15 protein-coding genes are annotated in these 22,128 nt (G+C 75.6%); 8 read left to right on the forward strand and 7 right to left on the reverse strand.

The genetic code is table 11. The features are described from left to right. Positions 1–190: 190 nt before the first annotated feature. Together LO771_RS22395 and panB are read right to left on the reverse strand one after the other, a co-directional pair. Positions 191–2,098 carry a glycoside hydrolase family 6 protein gene (locus LO771_RS22395; RefSeq protein ID WP_374228220.1) on the reverse strand — a complete coding sequence of 636 codons (1,908 nt, stop codon included), beginning with the start codon at positions 2,096–2,098 and terminating at the stop codon, positions 191–193. Positions 2,099–2,651: 553 nt separating this feature from the next. After that, complete coding sequence (gene panB, locus LO771_RS22400) at positions 2,652–3,539, reverse strand: 3-methyl-2-oxobutanoate hydroxymethyltransferase (RefSeq protein WP_230745456.1); 888 nt, start codon at positions 3,537–3,539, stop codon at positions 2,652–2,654. 239 nt (positions 3,540–3,778) lie between these two features. On the opposite strand from panB, the gene LO771_RS22405 reads away from it, so the two are divergent. Beyond that, on the forward strand, positions 3,779–5,398 hold the full coding sequence (locus LO771_RS22405) for an MFS transporter (protein WP_230745463.1): 1,620 nt from the start codon (positions 3,779–3,781) through the stop codon (positions 5,396–5,398). A 595-nt stretch (positions 5,399–5,993) separates the two neighbouring features. Continuing rightward, positions 5,994–6,884: an endonuclease/exonuclease/phosphatase family protein gene (locus LO771_RS22410; protein WP_374228221.1), complete on the forward strand. Its 891-nt coding sequence runs from the start codon at positions 5,994–5,996 to the stop codon at positions 6,882–6,884. 49 nt (positions 6,885–6,933) lie between these two features. Here LO771_RS22410 and LO771_RS22415 read toward each other — a convergent pair whose 3' ends face one another. Next, complete coding sequence (locus tag LO771_RS22415) at positions 6,934–8,691, reverse strand: NAD+ synthase (RefSeq protein ID WP_230745467.1); 1,758 nt, start codon at positions 8,689–8,691, stop codon at positions 6,934–6,936. Between the two features lie 312 nt (positions 8,692–9,003). Here LO771_RS22415 and LO771_RS22425 point away from each other — a divergent pair, with 312 nt between their 5' ends. The 3 genes from LO771_RS22425 to LO771_RS22435 all read left to right on the forward strand — a co-directional run bounded on the left by LO771_RS22425 (position 9,004) and on the right by LO771_RS22435 (position 12,893). After that, the gene (locus LO771_RS22425; protein ID WP_230745469.1) at positions 9,004–9,633 is read left to right on the forward strand and encodes a hypothetical protein; all 630 of its coding nucleotides are present in this window, start codon (positions 9,004–9,006) and stop codon (positions 9,631–9,633) included. A gap of 249 nt (positions 9,634–9,882) precedes the next feature. Beyond that, positions 9,883–11,244 carry a glutamine synthetase family protein gene (locus LO771_RS22430; protein WP_230745471.1) on the forward strand — a complete coding sequence of 454 codons (1,362 nt, stop codon included), beginning with the start codon at positions 9,883–9,885 and terminating at the stop codon, positions 11,242–11,244. Between the two features lie 1,100 nt (positions 11,245–12,344). Further along, on the forward strand, positions 12,345–12,893 hold the full coding sequence (locus LO771_RS22435) for a DUF1062 domain-containing protein (protein ID WP_230745473.1): 549 nt from the start codon (positions 12,345–12,347) through the stop codon (positions 12,891–12,893). A 141-nt stretch (positions 12,894–13,034) separates the two neighbouring features. Here the strand turns inward: LO771_RS22435 and LO771_RS22440 are convergent, their stop codons facing one another. Together LO771_RS22440 and LO771_RS22445 are read right to left on the reverse strand one after the other, a co-directional pair. Then, positions 13,035–13,595, reverse strand: a complete 561-nt coding sequence (locus LO771_RS22440; RefSeq protein WP_230745481.1) for an isochorismatase family protein — start codon at positions 13,593–13,595, stop codon at positions 13,035–13,037. A gap of 200 nt (positions 13,596–13,795) precedes the next feature. After that, positions 13,796–14,008: a DUF4287 domain-containing protein gene (locus tag LO771_RS22445; protein WP_230745482.1), complete on the reverse strand. Its 213-nt coding sequence runs from the start codon at positions 14,006–14,008 to the stop codon at positions 13,796–13,798. Between the two features lie 357 nt (positions 14,009–14,365). Between LO771_RS22445 and LO771_RS22450 the strand changes: the two genes are divergently transcribed. Next, on the forward strand, positions 14,366–15,214 hold the full coding sequence (locus tag LO771_RS22450) for an aminoglycoside phosphotransferase family protein (protein ID WP_230745485.1): 849 nt from the start codon (positions 14,366–14,368) through the stop codon (positions 15,212–15,214). A gap of 69 nt (positions 15,215–15,283) precedes the next feature. Here the strand turns inward: LO771_RS22450 and LO771_RS22455 are convergent, their stop codons facing one another. Further along, a complete protein-coding gene (locus LO771_RS22455; RefSeq protein ID WP_230745486.1) occupies positions 15,284–16,033 on the reverse strand; it encodes a class I SAM-dependent methyltransferase in 750 nt (249 codons plus the stop codon). A gap of 504 nt (positions 16,034–16,537) precedes the next feature. On the opposite strand from LO771_RS22455, the gene LO771_RS22460 reads away from it, so the two are divergent. Together LO771_RS22460 and LO771_RS22465 are read left to right on the forward strand one after the other, a co-directional pair. Continuing rightward, positions 16,538–17,347 carry a beta-glucanase gene (locus LO771_RS22460; protein ID WP_230745487.1) on the forward strand — a complete coding sequence of 270 codons (810 nt, stop codon included), beginning with the start codon at positions 16,538–16,540 and terminating at the stop codon, positions 17,345–17,347. Between the two features lie 243 nt (positions 17,348–17,590). Continuing rightward, positions 17,591–20,617, forward strand: coding sequence for a bifunctional [glutamine synthetase] adenylyltransferase/[glutamine synthetase]-adenylyl-L-tyrosine phosphorylase (locus tag LO771_RS22465; RefSeq protein WP_230745561.1), 3,027 nt, complete (start codon positions 17,591–17,593; stop codon positions 20,615–20,617). Between the two features lie 115 nt (positions 20,618–20,732). On the opposite strand, the gene LO771_RS22470 is transcribed toward LO771_RS22465, so the two are convergent. Next, positions 20,733–21,719, reverse strand: coding sequence for a phosphatase PAP2 family protein (locus LO771_RS22470; protein ID WP_230745489.1), 987 nt, complete (start codon positions 21,717–21,719; stop codon positions 20,733–20,735). Positions 21,720–22,128: the final 409 nt, after the last annotated feature.

The following is a 22,128-nucleotide window of genomic DNA, read 5'->3' on the forward strand; positions in this document are numbered from 1 at the left end:
CCGCCGCCGCGCCGCTCCCGTCCCGCCGTCACGCCGCCGTCACCTCTGCGGCGCACCGCCCGGCACCGCCCCGGCACGGGCACCGCCCCGGGAACGGCACCGCCCCGGGACCGGCGGGTGCCGGTCCCGGGGCGGGCGCTCCGGGCGTGCGCGCGGGGTGCGGGCGCGGGGTGCGGGTCGTGCGGGCGGCTCAGCCCGCGGTGCAGGTGAGCGTCGGGACCGCGTTGGTGCCGCTGTAGGTGCCCTGGAACCCGAAGGTCGTCGAGCCGCCGGCCGCGAGGCTGCCGTTGTAGTCGACGTTGACCGCGCTCACCGCCTGGCCGCTCTGGGTGGCGGTGGTGCTCCAGGCGTTGGTGATCCGCTGGTCGCCGCCGAACGTCCAGGTGACCTTCCAGGAGGTGACGGCGCTGCCGCCCGCCTTCACCGTGACGTCGGCGGTGAAGCCGGTGCCCCAGGAGTTGGTCACCGTGTACGCCGCGGTGCAGCCGCTGCCGCCGCCGGACGGGGCGGTGGTGACGGAGAGCGCCGTGGAGGCGGCGGAGGTGTTGCCGGCCGCGTCGCGGGCCTTGACGGTGTAGCTGTAGGCGGTGGCGGCGGTGAGGCCGGTGTCGGTGTAGGAGGTGCCGGCGGTGGTGCCGATCTTGGTGGCGCCCCGGTAGACGTCGTAGGCGGTGACGCCGGTGTCGTCGGTGGAGGCGGTCCAGGAGAGGGAGACGCTGGAGGAGGTGGTGCCGGTGGACTTCAGGCCCGTCGGCACGCTCGGGGCCTGGGTGTCGCCCCCGCCGCCGGTCACCGGCGGGTAGGCGTTCTTCAGCAGCTCCTGGAACTGGGCGGAGAACCAGTGGCCCGCCAGCGGCGCGTTCGGCAGGGCGCCGGTGAGGTTGTTGCCGTTGCGCGCGTTGCCCGTGTACGTCGGGTCGCACATCCGGTCGAAGCCCTTGCCCTCGTCGTTGGCGACGGCGGAGCTGGCGCCGTCCGACTCGCCCGGGGGCTTCACCCACACGTAGGCGTCGATGTTCGGGGCGGGGGAGGCCACGGGCCGCTCGCCGAGGCCGGCGCCGCTCTGGTTGCACCAGTTGCCGGCGTGGATCCGGCGGTCGAGGCGGCCGCCGTCGACGTACGCGTCGACGGAGGTCAGCGGGCCGGGGCCGCTCGGCCGGGCGCTGCCGCCCCAGCCGTTGCGGGAGGTGTCGACCAGCATGCCGATGCTCGCCGGGAAGCCGGTGGCGATGAGCTTGTCGCGCAGGCCGAGGGCGTAGGACTGCTCGTCGACGTACTGGTTCCAGTCCACCCACTTGGACTGGCGCACGGTGGTGCCGTTGACCGAGTCGGTGACCTTGAAGTTCTTCTCCACGGTGGCGCTGTAGTTGGCCGTGTTGACGATGAATCCGGTCACGTCGTCGACGGTGGCGCCGTTGCTGGTGGCGGCCTTGTACAGCTCCTGGGCGGAGGGGCCGAGGTTGGAGTCCCAGCCGAGCCAGCCGTGGTGGCCGGCGTCGACGTAGTTGTAGGTGTTGCCGAGCGAGCCCAGCTTGTGCAGCGCGTACCCGACGCCCTTCTCGTAGTTGCCGTTGGCCTTCATGGTCGCGCAGGCCTCGGTGGAGCCCGCGGTGCCGCCCGCGTTGGTGACCAGGTTCGGCAGCGAGTCGGGCTCGATGACGTTGACGATGCGCAGGTTCGCGTAGGCGGGGTCGGCCATGATCGCCGCGATGGGGTCGATGTACTCGGTCTGGTAGCGGGCGAGGTCCGTGGGGCCGAGCTCGCCGTTGGAGGCCAGGGCGGCGCAGTCGCGGCCGGGGAGGTCGTAGATGACGAACTGGACCAGGTTCGCGCCCTGGGCGAGCGCCTTGTCCAGGTGGGCCCTGAGGCCCATGGCGCCCCCGGTGCCGTTGATGGCGGCGATGCGGTCCAGCCACACCGCGGTGGGCTGGCCGGCGACGGCGCTGCCGCCCGGTTCGGCCGCCGCGTGGGCGGCCCAGTCCGGGTTCACGTACATCCTGGCGCCCGCGAACGGGTTGTCCACGCGGGCGGCGGCCGCGGCCTGGGCCGTGCCGCCCGCGGCGACGCCGAGCCCGGAGGCCAGCGCCAGTGCGCCCAGCGCGGCGAGGCTGCGGCGGAGGCGAGAGCGGCGCTCTCCGCGCGCTGGGGGTGTGGTCACGTCGGCTCCTAAGGGGAGGGAGGCGCCGGCCGGGATGGGTGGTCGCCGGCCGGCCGGGGGTGGGGTGGGGCGCCTCCGGCTGATGCCGCCGGACGGGCGGTCCCGACGGGCCCTTCGTGGAAGCGCTCCCACGGAGCGCCGGCCCACGGGGCCGCAGGGGTCGGGAGTCGGGGGCACCACGATGCGTGGTGGCGTCGGCTGCCGGGCCCGCACATGGTGCGGGGCGGGGGCGACGCGGCGACAGATCACATGAAGCCACCGCTGGCCTGGCCTGTCAATGGTCCGCACCGGCTTCACCTGTTGAACGCGGACCGCCGCGCCCGGCCCGCCCGGCGCGGCCGGAGGGGATTCCCGGCGCGCTGTTTCGGTGCGTCTCGCCGCGGGCATGTATGGGAGCGCTCCCAGGTGCGGGGCGCCGACGGACCCCGGAAAGCGCCGGGGCGGGCGGGTCGCGACCCGCCCGCCCCGGCGCCCCGTCACGGGGCCCCGCGCCTCAGTGGAAGGAGTGCTCCTCGCCGGGGAAGGCCCCCGACGCCACGTCCTCGCCGAAGGCCCGGGCCGCGTCGCCCAGCACCGCCCGCAGGTTCGCGTACTGCTTGACGAACCTCGGCACCCGCCCGGCCGTCATCCCGGCCATGTCCGTCCACACCAGCACCTGCGCGTCGCAGCCGACGCCCGCGCCGATGCCCACCGTCGGGATCGCCAGCGAGGCGGTCACCTGCGCGGCCAGCTCGGCCGGCACCGCCTCCAGCACCACCGCGAACGCGCCGGCCGCCTGCACCGCCTTGGCGTCCCGCATCAGCTGGTGGGCCGCCTCCTCGCCGCGGCCCTGCACCGGGTAGCCGCCCAGCGCGTGCACCGACTGCGGGGTCAGGCCGATGTGCGCCATCACCGGCACGCCGGCCTGCACCAGCAGCTCGATCGCGGGCGCCGCCCGCTCGCCGCCCTCCAGCTTCACCGCGCCCGCGCCCGCCTCCTTCAGCAGGCGGACGCCGTTGTGCAGCGCCTGGGAGGGCGACTCCTGGTACGAGCCGAAGGGCAGGTCGGCGACGACCAGCGCCCGCTCGGTGCCCCGCACCACGGCGGCGGAGAGCATCACCATCTGGTCCATGGTGACCGGCACGGTCGTGTCGTAGCCGAGGTGGCAGTTGCCCGCCGAGTCGCCGACGAGCAGGACGGGGATCCCCGCCTCGTCGAAGACCCCGGCGGTGAGCGCGTCGTAGGCGGTGAGCATCGGCCAGCGCTCGCCGCGCTGCTTGGCGGCGGCGATGTCGCGCACGGTCACCCGGCGGTTGCGGGTGCCCCCGTACAGCGAGTTCGCCGGGCGGTCCTGGCCCTGGCCCCGGTCCTGGACAGGCGGGAGCGGAGAGGAAGCGTTCATCGAACAGGCTCCTGTGGGTGTGCGGTCTCGTGGCGCCCGTACGGGCGTCCCCGGATCACCCCCCATGCTGACACGCCCCGCGCGGTGCGCAAAGAGGCGGGTGCGTACCGGTCAGGATGCGAACCGCCCCGCACGGGGCTCTGCCGCGGCTCCGCCGTACGGGACGGACCCGTACCCCCACCCGGCCGACGCGGGCGCCCGTCCCCGGGACCCGCCCGGCCCCCACCGACGGGAGCACCATGTCCACCGCCGTGAAGGCCGGACAGCCCGCCGACCCGCAGAGGGCGCCCGGCGCGGTCCACCGCCGCCGCTGGGCGATCCTCGGGGTGCTGATCTGCGCCCTGCTGGTCGTCGTCCTCGACAACTCCATCCTCAACGTCGCGATGAAGACCATCGCCGCCCCCGCGCCCACCGGCATCGGCGCGAGCCAGAGCGACCTGGAGTGGGCGATCAACTCCTACACCCTGGTCTTCGCCGGCCTGCTCTTCACCGCGGGCCTCCTCGGCGACCGCATCGGCCGCAAGCGGACCCTCCTCGCGGGCATGGCGGTCTTCGGCACCGGGTCGCTGCTCTCCGCGATGGCCTCCTCGCCCGTCCAGCTCGTCGTCTTCCGGGCGGTCATGGGCGTCGGCGGCGCGCTGGTGATGCCCGCCACCCTCGCCGTCGTCATGCACGTCTTCGACCGCGCCGAGCAGCCCCGGGCGATCGGCATCTGGGCGGGCGCGGCCGGCGTCGCCATCGCGGTCGGGCCGATCACCGGAGGCGTGCTGCTGGAGCACTTCTGGTGGGGCTCGGTCTTCCTGGTGAACGTCCCCGTCGTCGCCGTCGCGCTGGTCGGCATGGCGCTCCTCGTCCCCGACTCCCGCGACCCGGACCCCGGCCGCCCCGACGTCCCCGGCGTGCTGCTCTCCGTCGTCGGCCTGGTGCTGCTGGTCTACGGCATCATCGAGGCCGGCGAGCGGGCCGACCTCACCGCCCCCGCCGCCTGGGTGCCCTCCCTGGCGGGCCTCGCCGTCCTCGGCCTCTTCCTCCTCCACGAACGGCGCAGCGACCACCCGGCGCTCGACGTCACCTGGTTCCGCGACTCCCGCTTCGGCGCGTCGATGGCGGTCAGCTGCGCGGTCTTCTTCGGCCTGATGGGTGTGACCTTCTTCACCGCCTTCTACCTGCAGAGCGTGCGCGGCCTCAGCCCCCTGGCGGCGGGCCTGGTGATGCTGCCGCTCGCGGCGGCCCAGATGGTGCTCGCCCCCCGGGCCCGCCTGGTGGTGGACCGCATCGGCGCGGGACCGACCTGCGCGGCGGGCCTGGCCCTGATGGCCGTGGCCTTCCTCGGCTACCTGCTGCTCGGAACCGCCACGCCGCTCTGGGCGACCGGCGCCGCGGGGTTCGTGATGGGCGCGGGCATGGCGCACGTGTCGCCGCCGGTGACCGTCACCATCATGTCCGCGCTGCCGCGCGGCAAGGCCGGGGCGGGCTCGGCGCTGAACAACACCTTCCGCCAGCTCGGCGGCTCGCTCGGCGTCGCCGTGATCGGCGCGCTACTCTCCACCGTCTACCGCTCCGGCGTCTCGGAGCGGCTGGCGGGCCTCCCCGCGGACCTGCGCGACCGCGCCGGCGAGTCCGTGGAGGCCACCCTCGGGGCCGCCGCCCGCCTGGGCCCGCGCGGCGCCGCGCTCGCCGCCCCCGCCCGCGAGGCGTTCGTGCACGCCATGCACGTGGCGGCGGCGGTGTCCGCGGGGGTGGTGCTGGCCGGGGCCCTGGCGGCCCTGCTCTTCATGCCGGGGCGCCCGGCCGCGGCGCAGGGCGGGCCCCGGCCGGGGGAGCGGGAGGCGGAACCCGCGGCGGCCGGGGGCTCCTGAGGGGCCGTCGGGCGGGGGCCGCGCCGCCCGGCCCCCGGCGGTCCTCCCCACGCCGGAGCGCGGCGCCGCCGGGGCTCCCGGAACCTCCGGCGCGGTCCCGGACGTCTGTCCCGGCATACGCTGGGCCGAGCAGCGGAGCCGCGGGCGGCCGGTCCCGGCCCGCCGCGCGGCCAGGCACGGTACGGACACACGGCACGGCGCGAGGGAACAGGGCATGGCACAGGCGGCGAGGGCGCGGACGCAGGCCGACGGCGGGCAGCCGGACCGGAGCGGTCCCCGGCCCCGGCTGTCCCGCCTCTCCCGCCGCCTGTCCGGACCGGCCGGGTTGCCCGGGCTCCCCGGCCTGGCGCGCCTGGGCGGCGGGTCCGCCCCGCACGGATCCCCCGACCCCCGGGTCCCCGGCGGCCCGCACGCGGCGGACGACCCGCACGCGGCGCACGGCCCGCACGCGGGGTACGGCCCGCCCACGGCGTACGGCCCCCCGGCGGCGGGCTCCGCCGCCGGGTCCTCCGCCGCCGGCCGCCGTGGCCGCTGGGGCCGCTGGGGCCGGGACGCGCGCGGCCGCAGCACCTGGCGGCGCGGCCTCGTCCCGGCGCTGCTCGCCGCGGCCACCGCCGTGCTGCTGGTCCTCCACGCCGAGGTCCCCAACCGGGTCGGCAACCTCGGCAGCCTGCTGGAGACCTTCCTGCCGTGGCTGGGCCTCGCCCTGCCCGTCCTGCTCGTCTGGGGCCTGCTGCGGCGCTCGGCCCTCGCCCTCGCGGTCCTGCTGCTGCCGGTGCTGCTCTGGGCGGACCTCTTCGGCGGCCTGCTGTCGGACCGCAGCGCGGCCGGCGGCGACCTCACCGTCCTCAGCCACAACGTCAACGCCCAGAACGCCGACCCGGCCGCCACCGCCCGCGACATCGTCGCCTCGCACGCGGACGTCGTCGCGCTGGAGGAGCTGACCGCCACCGCACTGCCGGTGTACGAGCGGGCCCTGGCCGCCGCCTACCCGTACCGCGCCGTCCGGGGCACCGTGGCGCTCTGGTCCCGCTACCCCGTCACCGGGACGCGGGCCGTGGACATCAAGATCGGCTGGGTCAGGGCGCTGCGCACCGAGGTCCGCACCCCGCGCGGCCCGCTGGCCGTGTACGTCGCCCACCTGCCATCGGTGCGGGTGAAGTTCGACGCCGGGTTCACCGCGGACCAGCGCGACAACAGCGCCGAGGCGCTCGGTGAGGCCATCGCCGACGAGCGGCTCGGGCGCGTGGTGCTGCTCGGCGACCTCAACGGCACCATGAACGACCGCAGCCTCGCCAACATCACCTCGCAGATGCGCTCGGCCCAGGGCGCGGCGGGCGACGGCATGGGCTTCAGCTGGCCCGCGTCCTTCCCGCTGGCCCGCATCGACCAGATCATGACCAAGGGCGTCACCCCGGTCAGCTCCTGGGTCCTCCCCGCCACCGGCAGCGACCACCTCCCCGTCGCCGCCCGCGTCCGGCTGTAGGGGCGCGGGGCCGCCCGCGCCCGGCCGGGCACGGGCGGCCCCGCGGGGCTCAGCCCCGGCGCCAGCGGTTGGTGATCGGCAGGCGGCGGTCGCGCCCGAAGGCCTTCACCGAGATCTTCGGACCCGGCGGGTACTGGCGGCGCTTGTACTCGGCCGTGTCCACCAGCCGCACCACCCGGTCCACCACGGCCGGGTCGAAGCCCGCCGCGACGATGGCGTCCCGCCCCTGGTCGTTCTCCACGTACGCCTGGAGGACCGCGTCCAGCAGGTCGTAGTCGGGCAGCGAGTCGGTGTCCACCTGGCCGGGGCGCAGCTCGGCGCTCGGCGGCTTGGAGATGGAGTTCTCCGGGATCGGCGGGGTCTCGCCGCGCTCCTCGGCCGCCTTGTTGCGCCAGCGGGCGAGGCGGAAGATCAGGGTCTTGTAGACGTCCTTGATCGGCCCGTACGCGCCCACCGAGTCGCCGTACAGCGTGGAGTAGCCCACCGCCAGCTCGCTCTTGTTGCCGGGCGCGAGCACGATGTGCCCCTCCTGGTTGGAGACCGCCATCAGCAGCGTGCCGCGCAGCCGCGACTGCAGGTTCTCCTCCGCGAGGCCGGTCAGGCCCAGCTGCCCCATGTAGGCGTCGAACATGGGGGCGATGGGCACGGTGCGGAGGTTCAGCCCGGTGCGGCGGGCCAGCTCGGCCGCGTCGCCCTTCGAGTGCTCCGAGGAGTACGCGCTCGGCATGGAGACGCCGTACACGTTCTCGGCGCCCACCGCGTCCACCGCGATGGCGGCGACCAGCGCCGAGTCGATGCCGCCGGAGAGGCCGATCAGCACCGAGCGGAAGCCGTTCTTGCGCACGTAGGCGCGGGTGCCGGCCACCAGCGCCGCGTAGATCTCCTCCTCGTCGCCCATCCGCGGCGCGACGCCCGCCACCACGGGCTGCTCCGGCGCGGGCAGCACCTCGCCGCCCAGGTCGGTGCGGACCAGCCGCAGGCCGTCGGCCAGGACCGCGCCCTCGGCCGGGGCGTCCTCCCGGACGGCGGGCAGCTCCAGGTCGACCAGGACGCAGCCCTCCTCGAACTGCGGGGCGCGGGCCAGCACCTCGCCGTCCGCGTCCACCACGATCGAGTCGCCGTCGAAGACCAGCTCGTCCTGGGCGCCCACCATGTTCAGGTACGCGAGCGCGCAGCCCGCCTCCGCGGCGCGGCGGCGCACCAGCTCCAGCCGGACGTCGTCCTTCTCCCGCTCGTAGGGGGAGCCGTTGACCACCAGCAGCAGACCGGCGCGGGCCTCGCCGGCCGCCGCCACGCGGCCGCCGTCCTGCCAGATGTCCTCGCAGATCGCGAGGGCCACGTCCGTGCCGTGCAGCCGCACGACGGAGAGCTGGTCGCCGGGGACGAACCAGCGGTACTCGTCGAAGACGCCGTAGTTCGGCAGGTGGTGCTTGGCGAAGCGGGTCGCCACCGCGCCGCGGTGCAGCACCGCGGCGCAGTTCTGCGGCGAACCGGCCGGGCGGCCGAGCCGGGGGGAGTCGTGCTCGGAGCGGCCCAGGTAGCCGACCACCACCGGTACCTCGCCGAGGCCCTCGGCGGCCAGCCGCGCGGCCAGCTCCCCCAGGGCGGCGCGGGAGGCGTCCACGAAGGACCGGCGCAGCGCCAGGTCCTCCACCGGGTAGCCGGTCAGCGCCATCTCGGGGAAGGCCACCAGGTGGGCGCCCCGCTCGGCGGCGTGCCGGGTCCAGCGCACGACCTCGTCGCTGTTGCGGGCGATGTCGCCGACGTAGGGATCGATCTGGCTCAGTGCGAGACGTAGATGAGGCACGCCCCCAGCCTAATCGTCTGTTCGACGCTATGTCGGCCGGGCCCGGCGCCGCACCGGCCGTCCGGACCCCGCCCGCCTGCACGCCCGCCTGTCCGCCTGCCCCCGCCCGGCCGCTCCTGCCCCCGCCCGGCCCAGCCCGGCCGGGTGCGGCCCCCTCGCGCGCCCGCCCGCGACCCCCGGCCGCCCGGCCGCCCGCCGCCCTCTCACCCGCCCGGCGGCGCAGGGATCGCGGGCGGTACGCCCCCGCGACAGCCTGGAGGCACCGGGTGCCGCAGCAGAGGTGTCGCCCGATCCCTGAACGGAGGACGACGGATGCGCGACAGCCGGAAGAAGCCGGTCGGAGCGGCGGTGGCGGTGCTGGCGGCGGGCGCCCTCGCGCTGGGCACCGCCGGGTGCAGCAGCGGCACCAAGCAGGCCGTGAACCAGGCGACCGGGGCCGCCGCGTCCGCCGCCTCCAAGGCCAGTGCGCTGGCGACCGCCGCGGCCTCCGCGGCCCAGTCGGCGAAGTCCGCCGCGACGTCGGCGGCCTCGGCGGCGAAGTCCGCCGTCGCGAGTGCGACGGGCAAGGCATCCTCGGCCGCGTCGAGCGCCGCGGCCAGCGCCAGTGCCAAGGTGTCGGCCGAGGCCGATGCGGCCAAGAGCAAGCTGGCCGGCGTCAGCGGCTCCGGGAACGCCGCCGCCGAGGCCGCCGTGGAGGCGGTCTCCACGCGCTCCGCCGGGGGCCGGGCCTCGGCCCGCCTGAAGATCGACAACAAGCAGTCGCAGGCCGCCAACTATGCGGTCGAGGTGCAGTTCCTCGACGGCTCCGGCAAGCAGGTCGGCACCGGCTACGCCCTGAAGGAGAACGTGCCGGCCGGCCAGTCCCAGCAGCTCGTCGTGGTCAGCCAGGAGTCGCTCAAGGCCCCGCTGAGCGCGAAGGTCGCCAAGGCGCAGCGCTACTGACCGACGCAGCCCCCGCACACCGCCGCCCCGCCGCCGCAGACCTGGCGCCGGGGTGGCTGCGCCGTGTCCCGGCCGCGTCCCGGCCGGGGGGTCGGCCGGGTGTCGGCGAACCGGCGCCGATCCGCCATGATGGGCCCGTCCGCGCGGCGGTCGCGTCCGCCATGATGGGGAGTGGAGCTTCCGGCAGAACCCGCCCGGGGTCCTCCCTTGCGTAACACGAACGTAAAGAGCAGAGGTGAGACTGTCCTCATGGGCAAGCAGCAGGAGTTCGTGCTCCGGACGCTCGAAGAGCGTGACATCCGATTCGTCCGGCTGTGGTTCACCGACGTGCTCGGTTTCCTCAAGTCGGTGGCGGTGGCGCCCGCCGAGCTGGAGCAGGCCTTCGAGGAGGGCATCGGCTTCGACGGCTCGGCCATCGAGGGCTTCGCCCGCGTCTACGAGTCCGACATGATCGCCAAGCCGGACCCGACCACGTTCCAGATCCTCCCGTGGCGCTCCGAGGCCCCGGGCACCGCGCGGATGTTCTGCGACATCCTCATGCCCGACGGCTCCCCGTCGTACGCCGACCCCCGGTACGTCCTCAAGCGCACCCTGGAGAAGGCGTCCGATCTCGGCTTCACCTTCTACACCCACCCCGAGATCGAGTTCTTCCTGCTGAAGAACCTCCCGGGCGACGGCACCGCGCCCACCCCCGCCGACCAGTCCGGCTACTTCGACCACACCCCGCGCGGCGTCGGCCACGACTTCCGCCGTCAGGCCATCACCATGCTGGAGTCCATGGGCATCTCGGTGGAGTTCTCCCACCACGAGGGCGCCCCCGGACAGCAGGAGATCGACCTCCGGTACGCCGACGCGCTCTCCACCGCCGACAACATCATGACCTTCCGGCTGGTCATGAAGGAGGTCGCGCTGGAGCAGGGCGTCCACGCGACCTTCATGCCCAAGCCGTTCTCCCAGCACCCCGGCTCGGGCATGCACACCCACGTCTCCCTCTTCGAGGGCGACCGCAACGCCTTCCACGAGTCCGGCGCCGAGTTCCAGCTCTCCAAGGTCGGCCGCTCCTTCATCGCCGGCCTGCTGCGCCACGCCGCCGAGACCTCGGCCGTCACCAACCAGTGGGTCAACTCCTACAAGCGCATCTGGGGCGGCTCCCAGCGCACCGCCGGCGCCGGCGGCGAGGCCCCCTCCTACATCTGCTGGGGCCACAACAACCGCTCCGCCATGGTCCGGGTGCCGATGTACAAGCCCGGCAAGCAGGGCTCCACCCGCATCGAGGTCCGCTCCCTCGACACTGGGTGCAACCCCTACCTCGCCTACGCCGTCGTCCTCGCCGCCGGCCTCAAGGGCATCCAGGAGGGCTACGAGCTCCCCGCCGGCGCCGACGACGACGTCTGGGCGCTCACCGACGCCGAGCGCCGCGCCCTGGGCATCGAGCCCCTGCCGCAGAACCTCGGCGAGGCCATCGACCTCATGGAGCGCAGCGAGCTCGTCGCCGAGACCCTGGGCGAGCACGTCTTCGACTTCTTCCTGCGCAACAAGCGCCAGGAGTGGGAGGAGTACCGCTCCGAGGTCACCCCGTTCGAGCTCCGCAAGTCCCTGCCGGTGCTGTAGCCGCAGCTCAGAAGCGCGCCGTCGCAGCGGGAAGCGGCCCGGGGCCGACCGTGTGAGCGGTCGGCCCCGGGCCGCTTTCGCGCTCCGGGCCGTCCACGGGCCGTCGGGCCGTCCGGTGGTTGCTTCGTGGACACGGCCCACGGCCAGGCGGGCGCGTCCTTCGCTGCCGGGCAGGAGGTGGATGCAGACCCGGAGCGTGAACCCGGTGTCGCCGTGCCCGAGGTACCTGCTCAGGGCCTTGACGTTCTCCCCGGCGTCCAAGCAGCACCGAGGCGTCGAAGTGCCGCAGGACGTGCGTGCCGTGCGCGCGGGCTGCCGCGTGTCATGCTCCTCGGCGGGGCGGCGGGATCACCTCCGCACGGGCAAGGGCAGGCTTCCACGCGTGGTCGTTGAAGTCCGGCCGGCGAACCGCGCCGCCATCCCCCCGCGAGAACACGAGCAGCTTCGTCCTGGCCGGACCGTCCGGCGCGAGCCCTCTGAGAAGCGGATGGCCGGTCCGCAGGGCGGCTTGGGTCATGGGTGCCCCGTCGCAGCGCAGGGCGGTGGGAGGTAGGCCGTGCACGGCGTCGGCCGCCTCGTTGCGCCGACTGCTTCGCGGACCTGGGCGCCGCCCGCACCCGGGCCCCTGACGCCGCGCCCGGAGCGAGCCGTGCGCCCGGCCCCGGCCCGGGAACGTCCCGAACCCCGGCTCCCGCCGGGCAGGGCCCGTCAGGCACCGGCCGCCGCCTTGGTGCGCCAGGACGGGCCGGGCGCGGCGCAGGTGGCCGCAGGCCGGTCCATCCACCGGCTCGGACACGCCCGTACCGTCGCCGCCCGCCACGACGAACGGGCCCACGTCCTCCACGGCACCGTGGTCCTCGCAGCCGCACGACCACGGCTCGGACCGTGATCCGCCGGACGGAACCCGGCGGTGAGGCGCCCGAAAACCGGTGGAGCAGCGCCGCCGCGCGCCACTACCGTGCTGCCGGACCGAGTCGTCCAGGCAAGGACACGCCGTTGTACACCCTGTGAGACCTCCCGAGCGCTGATTCGTCGCGCGTCGCCCATGTGCGCCGCGCTGCTTCCTGCTGCGGACTTCTCACTGGAACCGGTGTACTTCTGTGCTCAAAAACTGGGTGGTCATACCCACCTGCCTGCCGCTCGTTCTCCGTCGCTGCCACACGTGCGCGTCCGAGCGCTTCCGGGCGAGCGGCAAATTCCGCGTCAATGCCAACCACAAGCTCATCGACGCCTGGCTCCTCGTGCTCTGTACCACTTGCGGGGAAACCGCAAAGCTCACGGTCCTGGAGCGGATGAACGTGCGCTCCGTGCGACCCGGGCTGCTGGACCGGCTGCACGGCAACGACCCCGGCCTGACGGCCGAGCTGCTCCAGGATCCGGTCGTGCGGCGCCGCAACCGCATCGCCCTGGACTGGGGCGACGCCTGGCGCCTCGACACCGGCGGGTCGGACCACCTGGACCGCGAGGTGATCGACGTCTCGGTCCGCTTTGCCGCGCGGATCCCTGTCCGGCCGGTGCGGCTGATCGCTGAAGGCTGCGGTCTTTCGCGGGCCGAGGTCGAGAGGCTGATCACGGAGGGGAGGCTCGTCTCGGCAGTCCGGCTGAGCAGCCGGCTCTCCGGCGACTTCACCTTCACGCTCAAGCGCTGAGCCCTCCTCGGGACCAGGGCCTGTCCAGCAGGATCCGCCGGACGGGCCCCGGCCGCGGACAGGCATGAGCCGGCCCGATCCGCGGCCGGGGTGCGGCCCCCTGACCATGCTCGGCCCCGGGCCGGCCAGGACACCGCCCGCTCAGGACGCGGGAGTGAAGTCGACGTCCTTCGTCTCGGCCGTGCCGGCCGTCCGGCCCGGTGCGGTCTGGTAGGTCCAGTAGAGGTTCGTGTGGGTGATCACCTGGTCCGGCGGGGGCGCGCCCCACGCGGTCTTGTCGCCCGTCGTGTGGGCGTCGCGGACGAGCAGCGCGTCGTAGCCGCGGGCGAACGCGCCGTGGAGCGTCGAGCGGATGCACGCGTCGGTCTCCGCGCCGACGACCACCAGCCGCCCGACGCCGAGCCGCGCCAGCGCCTCCTCCAGGCCGGTGTCCTCGAAGGAGTCGCCGTAGTGCTTGCCGACGACGGGTTCGGCGTCGCCCGGGACGAGCTCGGGGACGATCCGCCAGGCGTCGCTCCCCTCCGGCAGATCCTCGTCGGAGTGCTGCACCCAGACGACCGGCACCCCCTCCCGCCGGGCCCTGCCGACGAGGTCGGCGATGTTCGCCACGACCGTGTCACGTGCGTGCGCCTCCGCGACGACGTCGTTCTGCACGTCGACGACGAGGAGTGCGGTGTTCGGCCGGTTCTCCAGTGTGGTCACGGTCTCTCCTTGTTGCCCGCTCCCGAGTCCTGCGTCCACCGACGGTAGACCACGCCACTGACAGCCCGTCGGGAACGCCCTCCCGGAGACGCCCGTCCCGCACCGTACGGGCCCGTCGCGACCCGCCGGCCTGTACGGCCCCTCCGGCCGCGCTGCCGGCCTGCCGCTCCGTCACCGCTCCCCGGCGGGGCAGGGCACGGTCACCCGGCGCTGTCCTCGGCGAGGGTGTGGGCGACCAGGGCGTTGGCGTGGCCGTGGCCCAGGCCGTGCTCGGCCTTGAGCCAGGCGACCAGCTCCATGTGCCGGGTCAGCGGCGAGGAGCGGACGAGGTCCTTCCACTCCGCGACAGGGCGGCCGTACTTCTTCTCGATCGAGGGGAAGTAGCTCGCGGGGCCTTTGACAGGGGTGGTCATCGCGGTGGTGTCCCTTCTGCGGGCAGGCTCGAGCGGTCGACGGCACGGACCGGGTCGGACCGGCCCGGCTTCCGTACCCGTATCGAAGCACCGGGCACTGACAACGGCCGCCGAGCCGTGCCCTGGCCCGCCGTACCCGGGGAGGACGGGCGGGCGGCCCTGGAAGGCCCGTCCCGGGACCCGTCGGCCCGTCCCGCCCTGACCCGTCCCGCCGCGCCCGTCCCGCCACCGATCCGCCGTATCCGCCCCGCCGCAGACCCGTCGTACCCGCCGTACCGGCCGTACCGGCCCCGGCCTGTCGGTCCCGGCCGGTACGGTGCACTGCGTGCAGCAGCCGGCCCACGGGGAGGGGACGCGATGAGCCGCGCCACGTACACCGAACCGGCCGGCGCCGGGCCCGAGGTCCCGCTGCCCGGCGGCGACGTCACCGAGGGCGTCGTGCGCGTGGGCGCCACGGTCCGGCGCCCGGTCGGCCCCAACGCCCCGCTCGTCCACGCGCTGCTCCGCCACCTGGAGCACGTCGGCTTCCCGGGGGCCCCGCGGTTCCTGGGGATCGACGCGGCCGGGCGCGAGGTGCTGACGTTCGTCCCCGGCGAGGTCGCCGGCCGGCCGAAGCCCGCCTGGGTCGCCGACGAGACGCGGCTCGCCTCCGTCGGCCGCCTCCTGCGCGCCCACGACGACGCGGCCGCCGGCTTCGTCCTCCCCGACGGGGTCCGGCCCTCCCAGGGGTTCACCGCGCCGCCGGACATGCCGCCCGCGCCCCCGTACCCGGCCGACCTGGTCGGCCACATGGACGTCACACCGGACAACGTGGTCTTCCGCGGCGGCGAGGCCGTCGCGCTCATCGACTTCGACCTGGCCCGGCCCGCCTCCCGGGTCGACGAGGTGCACAACGCGATGCTCCACTGGGCCCCGCTCGGCGACCCCGCCGACGCCGACCCGCCGCTGCAGGGCGTCGACGTCCCGCGGCGCTGCCGGATCCTCGCCGACGCCTACGGCATGTCGGACACGGACCGCTCCCGGCTCGTCGAGGTGGCCGTCCTGCGGGCCCGGCGCTCGTGGTTCTCGATGCGGCAGGCCGCCGAGGAGCTGGGCGGCGGCTGGGCGCGGATGTGGCAGGAGGGCGCCGGCGACCGGATCCGGCGGCGCGAGGCCTGGCTGGAGCGGAACGGCCCGGCGGTCGAGGCGGCGCTGACCGCCCCGTAGCGGCCGGTCCGGCAGCTCCCGGCCGTGCCGCCGGTCCGGCGCGGCGGCCGCCGTCGCCCCTGGGAGCGGTCAGCCGGAAGCCGCCTCCGCGTCCCGGCGGAACAGCGCCGTCCACAGGAACGCCTCACCGAACAGCGCCGACTCGGGCGGCTCGTCACGCATCCGGCGCAGCTCGACCTCGGTCAGGTCCGAGAAGATCCGGCGCAGCGACTCCGGGGTGTAGGCGAGGCCGCCCTGCAACTGACGTACGCGGTAGAGGTCCGCGTCGGAGAGTTCCGAGCCCATCGCGCCGGCGGCGAAGCAGGTGAGCGCGAGGTGGCCGCCGGGGGCCAGGACCCGGTCGAGGAGGGCCAGATAGCTGATCCGGCGGTGCGGGGGCAGGTGGTGAAGGCATCCTGAGTCGACCACCAGGTCGTACGGGCCGGTCAGCTCCGTGTCCGCGAGCCGGAACGCGTCACCGCAGACGAAGCGGACATCGGCCCCGGCCTCGTGCGCCCGGTCCTCGGCCCAGGCGAGGGCGGCCGGGGCGAGGTCGACCGCGTCCACCTCGAACCCCCGGGACGCGAGGAAGAGGGCGTTCCGTCCCGGTCCGCAACCGAGATCCAGGGCCCGGCCCGGGGCGATCAGACCCCGGTCGAGGTAGGCGGCCAGGCTCTCGTCGGGCTTCGCCGCGAAGAACGGGACCGGCCTCGACCGGTCCGCGTAGAAGCGGTCCCAGAAGTCCGCGCCGTCGCCGGTGGTCCACCGGCCGCCCTGACGGGTGAACAGCCCGTCCAGGAGTGCCAGGACATCCTCGACGGTGCGTACGGTCCGGTCCATCCGGCCCCCCTTCCGACAGGCTGTGAGCATAGTGTCGGAATCGACGAAGGACCAGGTCAGGGCATGTATGCAGAACCCCTGGAGGCGTCGCCGGGCGCCTCGGAGGGGAGCGGGCGGGGCCCCTGCCCCGCCCCGGCCCCCCGGGGCCCTCCCGCCCCCGCGAGAGGCCGGGAAAGGGGTTTCCACGGCCGCGCCCGGAGGACTTTCTCAAGGAGTTTCCCGCCTGCTCCGCGGACGCCGTGGCCGGCCGCCGAGCCGGGACCGGCCCGGCCTTCACAGCCCCGCCCCCGGCGGCCGTTCCGTCGCCACCCGGACCCGGGAACGCGACCCGCAGCGTCCCCCGACCCGGTGAACGCCTCCGGTCACCGCACCGGCATGCGCACATGACGGAACGATCCCGGGGCGGCGAGGGCGCTGAGCCGGGCGGACGGCCCGCCAGGCGACGGACCGTCACGGATGGACGACCCGGGATGCGGCCCCGGCAGGCGCCGCAATCATGAAGTCATGAGGAAGCGACACCGCCCTGTCCGGACCGCCGGAATGCTGCTCTGCCCGCTGCTGGCGCTGGCGGTCTGTGCGCAGGGCACCGCCTCCGCGCGGCCGCAGGCGCCCGGCCTGCCGATGGCGGGCCGGCACGCGGCGTTCGGCGACGAGTTCGACGGGCTCAGCCTCGGCGAGGGCGCACGGTGGGGCTGGCAGTCCGGCGCGTACGCGGACTGCGACAGCAACAAGAAGAACCACAAGCTCGACCTCCTCTCGCCCGACGCGGTCTCCGTCGACGGCGGCGTCCTGGACATCACCGCCCGCAAGCGGGACGACGGCCTGTGGGAGACGGGGCTGCTCACCACCGGCGACTCCTGCGGCAGCGGCGGCAACGGCTTCACCGAGCGCACCGGCGACCTGGTCGTCGCCCACGTGAGGCTGCCCGGTCCCGAGGGCGGCTGGCCCGCGGTGTGGTCGTGGCGGGACGGGAAGAACGAGCTCGACCTCTTCGAGTGGCACGCGGCGCACCCGGACCGGCTGGAGTTCATCAACCACGTCGCGAACACCGGCCACTACTGGAAGGACCGCCTGGTGCGGCCCAACGCCTGGCTCTGGCTCGGCGTTCACCTGGGCGCGAGGAGCGTGACCTGGTACGCGGGGGCCTCGCGGGCCGGGATGCGGGCGGTGTGGTCCGACCGCAGGGGCGTCGGCCGCGGCTTCCGGGCCCACCCGGTGATCAACCTCTCCGTGGACGACGGCCGGTACCTGCCCCGCCCGGACCCCGACGCGGTGCTCCGCTTCCGGGTGGGCTTCTTCGGCGTCTACCGCTGAGCCCACCGCAGCCGGCTGCCCGGCCGCCCCGGTCCGGCGGTCCCGGTCCGGCCCTCCGCAGCCGGCCCTCCGCGGCCGGCCGGACCCGGGCGGCCGGGCCCCCGCGCCCGCCGTCCCCGGCCCCTCCGGGACCGCGGCGCCGGGTCCGGTCCGCGGACGGACGCGCGCCCGACCGGCGCAAAGGGCCCCGCAAGCCCTACGCTCGGACCCGTGGACGGTGGTGGAACGGAGGGGCGAACACCCGTGGAGAACCCGGCAGCACCGCGTGACAGCCGCATCAGCCGACCCGAGGTGCGCCTCGCGCGCCGGGGCTTCACCGACCCGGCGGCCGCCCTGCGGCTGCTCTGCGAGCCCGCCCTGAACGGACTGGCCGGCGACAGCGTCCTGCTGGACGCCCTGGCCGCCACCGCCGACCCGGACCTGGCGCTGCTGGGCCTGTCCCGCACCGCCGAGGCCCTCGGACCCGGGGAGCGCCGCCGCCTGCTGGACACCCTCACCACCAGCAAGCCGCTGCGCGACCGGCTGCTGGGCGTCCTCGGCTCGTCCGCCGCCTTCGGCGACCACCTGGCCCGGCACCCGGGGGACTGGCACGCCCTGGTCACCTTCGAGGTGCGCGACATGCACCCCGGCCCCGACGACTTCCTCGCCGCGCTGCGCGAGGGCGTCGCGCGCCGCGGCCCCGCCGACGCCGCCGACGCGCTCCGCCTCGCCTACCGCCGCTGCCTGCTCACCATCGCCGCCCGCGACGTCACCGGCTCCGCCGACCTGGTGCAGACCTCGGCGGAGCTCGCCGACCTGGCCGGCGCCACGCTCCGCACCGCCCTGGAGATCGCCGCCGAGGAGGACCCGGAGGCGGACCGGGCCTGCCGGCTGGCCGTGATCGGCATGGGCAAGTGCGGCGGCCGCGAGCTCAACTACGTCTCCGACGTCGACGTGATCTTCGTGGCCGAGCCCGCGGGGGAGGCCGACGAGCACCAGGCGGTGAAGGCCGCCACCCGCCTGGCCTCCCGCATGGTCCGGCTCTGCGCCGACACCACCCGCGAGGGCGCCATCTGGCCCGTCGACGCCAACCTGCGCCCCGAGGGCCGCAACGGCCCGCTGGTCCGCACCCTCGCCAGCCACCTCGCGTACTACCAGCGGTGGGCCAAGACCTGGGAGTTCCAGGCCCTGCTCAAGGCCCGCCCGGTCGCGGGCGACCCCGACCTGGGCCGGGAGTACCTCGACGCCGTCACCCCCCTGGTCTGGAAGGCCGCCGACCGGGAGAACTTCGTCGCGGACGTGCAGCAGATGCGCCGCCGCGTCGTCGACTCCATCCCCAGCGGCGAGGTCGACCGGGAGCTGAAGCTCGGCCCCGGCGGCCTGCGCGACGTGGAGTTCTGCGTGCAGCTGCTCCAGCTGGTCCACGGCCGCACCGACGCCTCCCTGCGCAGCGGCAACACCCTGCGGGCCCTGGCCGACCTCTCCGCGGGCGGGTACGTCGGCCGCGCCGACGCGGCGGCCCTCGACGACGCGTACCGGTTCCTGCGCACCCTGGAGCACCGCATCCAGCTGCACCGGCTGCGCCGCACCCACCTGCTGCCCCGCGCCGAGGAGGACCTGCGCCGCCTCGGCCGGTCGCTGGCGCAGCACTACGGGTGGAGCAGCCCCGCCGACCCGGTGAAGGAGCTGGACCGGGCGTGGCGGCGGCACGCCATGGAGGTCCGCCGCCTGCACGAGAAGCTCTTCTACCGGCCGCTCCTGGACGCCGTCGCCCGCCTCGCCCCCGGCGAGGCCGGCCTCAGCCCGCAGGCCGCCCGGGCCCGGCTGGAGGCGCTCGGCTACAGCGACCCCGCCGCGGCGCTGCGCCACCTGACCGCGCTGGCCTCCGGCGTCAGCCGCAAGGCCGCCATCCAGCGGACCCTGCTGCCGGTGCTGCTCGGCTGGTTCGCCGACTCCGCCGACCCGGACGCGGGCCTGCTGAACTTCCGCCGGGTCTCCGACGCCCTGGGCGCCACCCCCTGGTACCTGCGGCTGCTGCGCGACGAGGGGGCCACCGCCGAGCACCTCGCCCGGGTCCTCTCCGCCGGGCGCCTGGCCCCGGACCTGCTGCTGCGCGCCCCCGAGGCGGTCGCCATGCTGGGGGACCCCGAGGGGCTGGCGCCGCGCGGCCGCAAGGCCCTGCAGCAGGAGGTGGCGGCCGCCGTCGGCCGTGCCGCCACCGCCGCCGACGGGGTCGCCGCGGCCCGGTCGGTGCGCCGCCGCGAGCTGTTCCGCACCGCCGCCGCCGACGTGCTGGGCCGGCTCGGCGACGACCCCGGCGCGGTCGTGGACGCGGCCGGGCAGGCCCTCACCGACCTCAACGCGGCGACCCTCTCCGGCGCCCTGCAGGCCGCCGCGGCGGGCTGGGAGGCGGCGTCCGGCGCGCCGCTGCCCACCCGGATCGCGGTCGTCGCCATGGGCCGCTTCGGCGGCCACGAGCTGGGCTACGGCTCCGACGCCGACGTCCTCTTCGTCCACGACCCGCTGCCCGGCGCCGACGAGGCGGCCGCCTCCCGCGCCGCCCAGGCCGTCTGCAACGAGCTGCGGACCCTGCTCGCCGCCCCCTCCACCGAGCCGCCGCTGCTGGTCGACGCGGACCTGCGGCCCGAGGGCCGGCAGGGGCCGCTGGTCCGCACCCTCGCCTCCTACGCCGCGTACTACCGCCGCTGGTCCCACGCCTGGGAGAGCCAGGCCCTGCTGCGGGCCGAACCTGTCGCGGGCGACACCGGGCTGGGGGAGCGGTTCCGGGAGCTGGTCGACCCGCTGCGCTACCCGGCCGAGGGGGTGGGGGAGGCCGACCTGCGGGAGATCCGCCGGATCAAGGCGCGGGTGGAGTCCGAGCGGCTGCCGCGCGGAGCCGACCCCACCACCCACACCAAGATCGGCCGGGGCGGCCTCGCCGACGTCGAGTGGACGGTGCAGCTCCTCCAGCTGCGGCACGGCCACCGGCTCCCCGCCCTGCGCACCACCCGGACCAGGGCCGCCCTGGCCGCCGCCCGCGACGCCGGGCTGGTGGACGCCGCGGACGCCGCGGTGCTGGACGCCGCCTGGGTGCTGGCGACCCGGGTGCGCAACGCGGTGATGCTGGTGCGGGGGCGCCCCGGCGACAGCTTCCCGGCCGACGCGCGCGAGCTGGCCGGCGTGGCCCGGTACCTGGGCTACGGCGGCGGGCACGCCGGGGAGATGGTGGACGACTACCGGCGCACGACGCGGCGGGCCCGCGCGGTGGTGGAGCGGGTCTTCTACGGCTGAGCCGGGGCCGAGCCCGGTGGACGGGCCGGGCCCGCCCCCGCGGTGCACGCGGGCGGGCCGGCCCGCCCCGGCGGCTGCCGGCGGCAGTCCGCGGCCGGTGACGGCCGGGCGGGGGTCAGCGGCTGGCGGCGGGCACCTTCGGCTGCTCCGCGTCCTCGCCCGCCGGGCGGGGCAGCACGGCGCCCGCGCCGTGCCGGTGGTGCGGCAGCTGCGGCAGCCGGAACGCCCAGCGGTGGTACAGCAGCCGGGAGGCCGTGAACCCGACGCCCAGGCAGGCGGCGCCGCCGACCGCGTCCATGAAGAAGTGGTTGGCGGTCGCCACGATGACCGTCAGGGTGGCCAGCGGGTAGAGCAGCCCGAGCACCCGCAGCCAGCGGTGCCGGGTGAGGAAGGCGATCGTCAGCCCGCACCACAGCGACCAGCCGATGTGCATCGACGGCATCGCCGCGTACTGGTTGGAGACGTGCGCCATGTCGCCGGAGGCCATCGAGCCCCACGTGTGGTGCACCGCCACCGTGTCCACGAAGCCGCCGCCCGTCATCAGCCGGGGCGGCGCCAGCGGGAAGAAGTAGAACCCCACCAGGGCGATGCCGGTGGTGGTGAACAGGGCGGTGCGCACCGCCGCGTACCGGCCGGGGTGCAGCCGGAAGACCCAGACCAGCACCGCGATGGTCACGATGAAGTGCAGCGTCGCGTAGTAGTAGTTCATGCCGGTGACCAGCCAGGTCACCGAGTCGACCGCGTGGTTGAAGCCCCGTTCGACCGCCACGCCGAGGTGGTGCTCCAGGCCCCAGATCCGGGAGGCGTTGCGCTGGGCGGTGCGCGCCTGCTCGGGGACGGCGTTGCGGACCAGCGAGTACACCCAGTAGCTGACGCCGATCAGCAGCAGCTCGAACCAGAGCCGGGGCCGGCCCGGGAACCGCCGCTGGTGGCCGACGCGCTCCCGGAGGGTGCGCGCCGCCGCGGTGCGGCCGGCTCCGTCACGGCCGGCCCCTCCGCGACGGTCCCCTCCAGGGGTGTCCGGGCCGGCGACGGAGCCGTCCGGACGCACCGCTCCGGTGCGCTGTGCGCCCGCTGCGTGGATCTCGGTCGGCTCCCCCATGGGGGAGTAGTCTGCCAGACGGCGCACCGCCGTCCGATCATCCTCCGGTCGGGGATTCTTCACCCGGTGTCCCCCTCTGGGGCCAGGGAGCGCCGCCGCCGCAGGTAGGGGGTAAGGGGTGGAAGCCATGGGCACCATTGTCACCCGCGGGCCGCGCCCTCTCATCCGGGGGGCGGCCCTGTCGGCGGCCGGGGTCCCGTCGTGCCTGGTGAGGGGCCTTCCCGGCGGGTGCGGCCGGGGCGTGGGGGCCCGCGGCGCCGCAGCGGACGCGGGCGCACCTGACCTGAGAGCACCTGAGCGGGGAGTGCCGGACCCGGGCACCCCTGACCCGGGCACCCCTGACCCGGGCGCATCGGCGCCGGGCGCACCGGGCCGGAACGAGCGACGCCCGCCGGAAGCCTCGGGGGCA

Source organism: Streptacidiphilus sp. ASG 303, assembly GCF_020991365.1.
GTDB lineage: Bacteria > Actinomycetota > Actinomycetes > Streptomycetales > Streptomycetaceae > Peterkaempfera.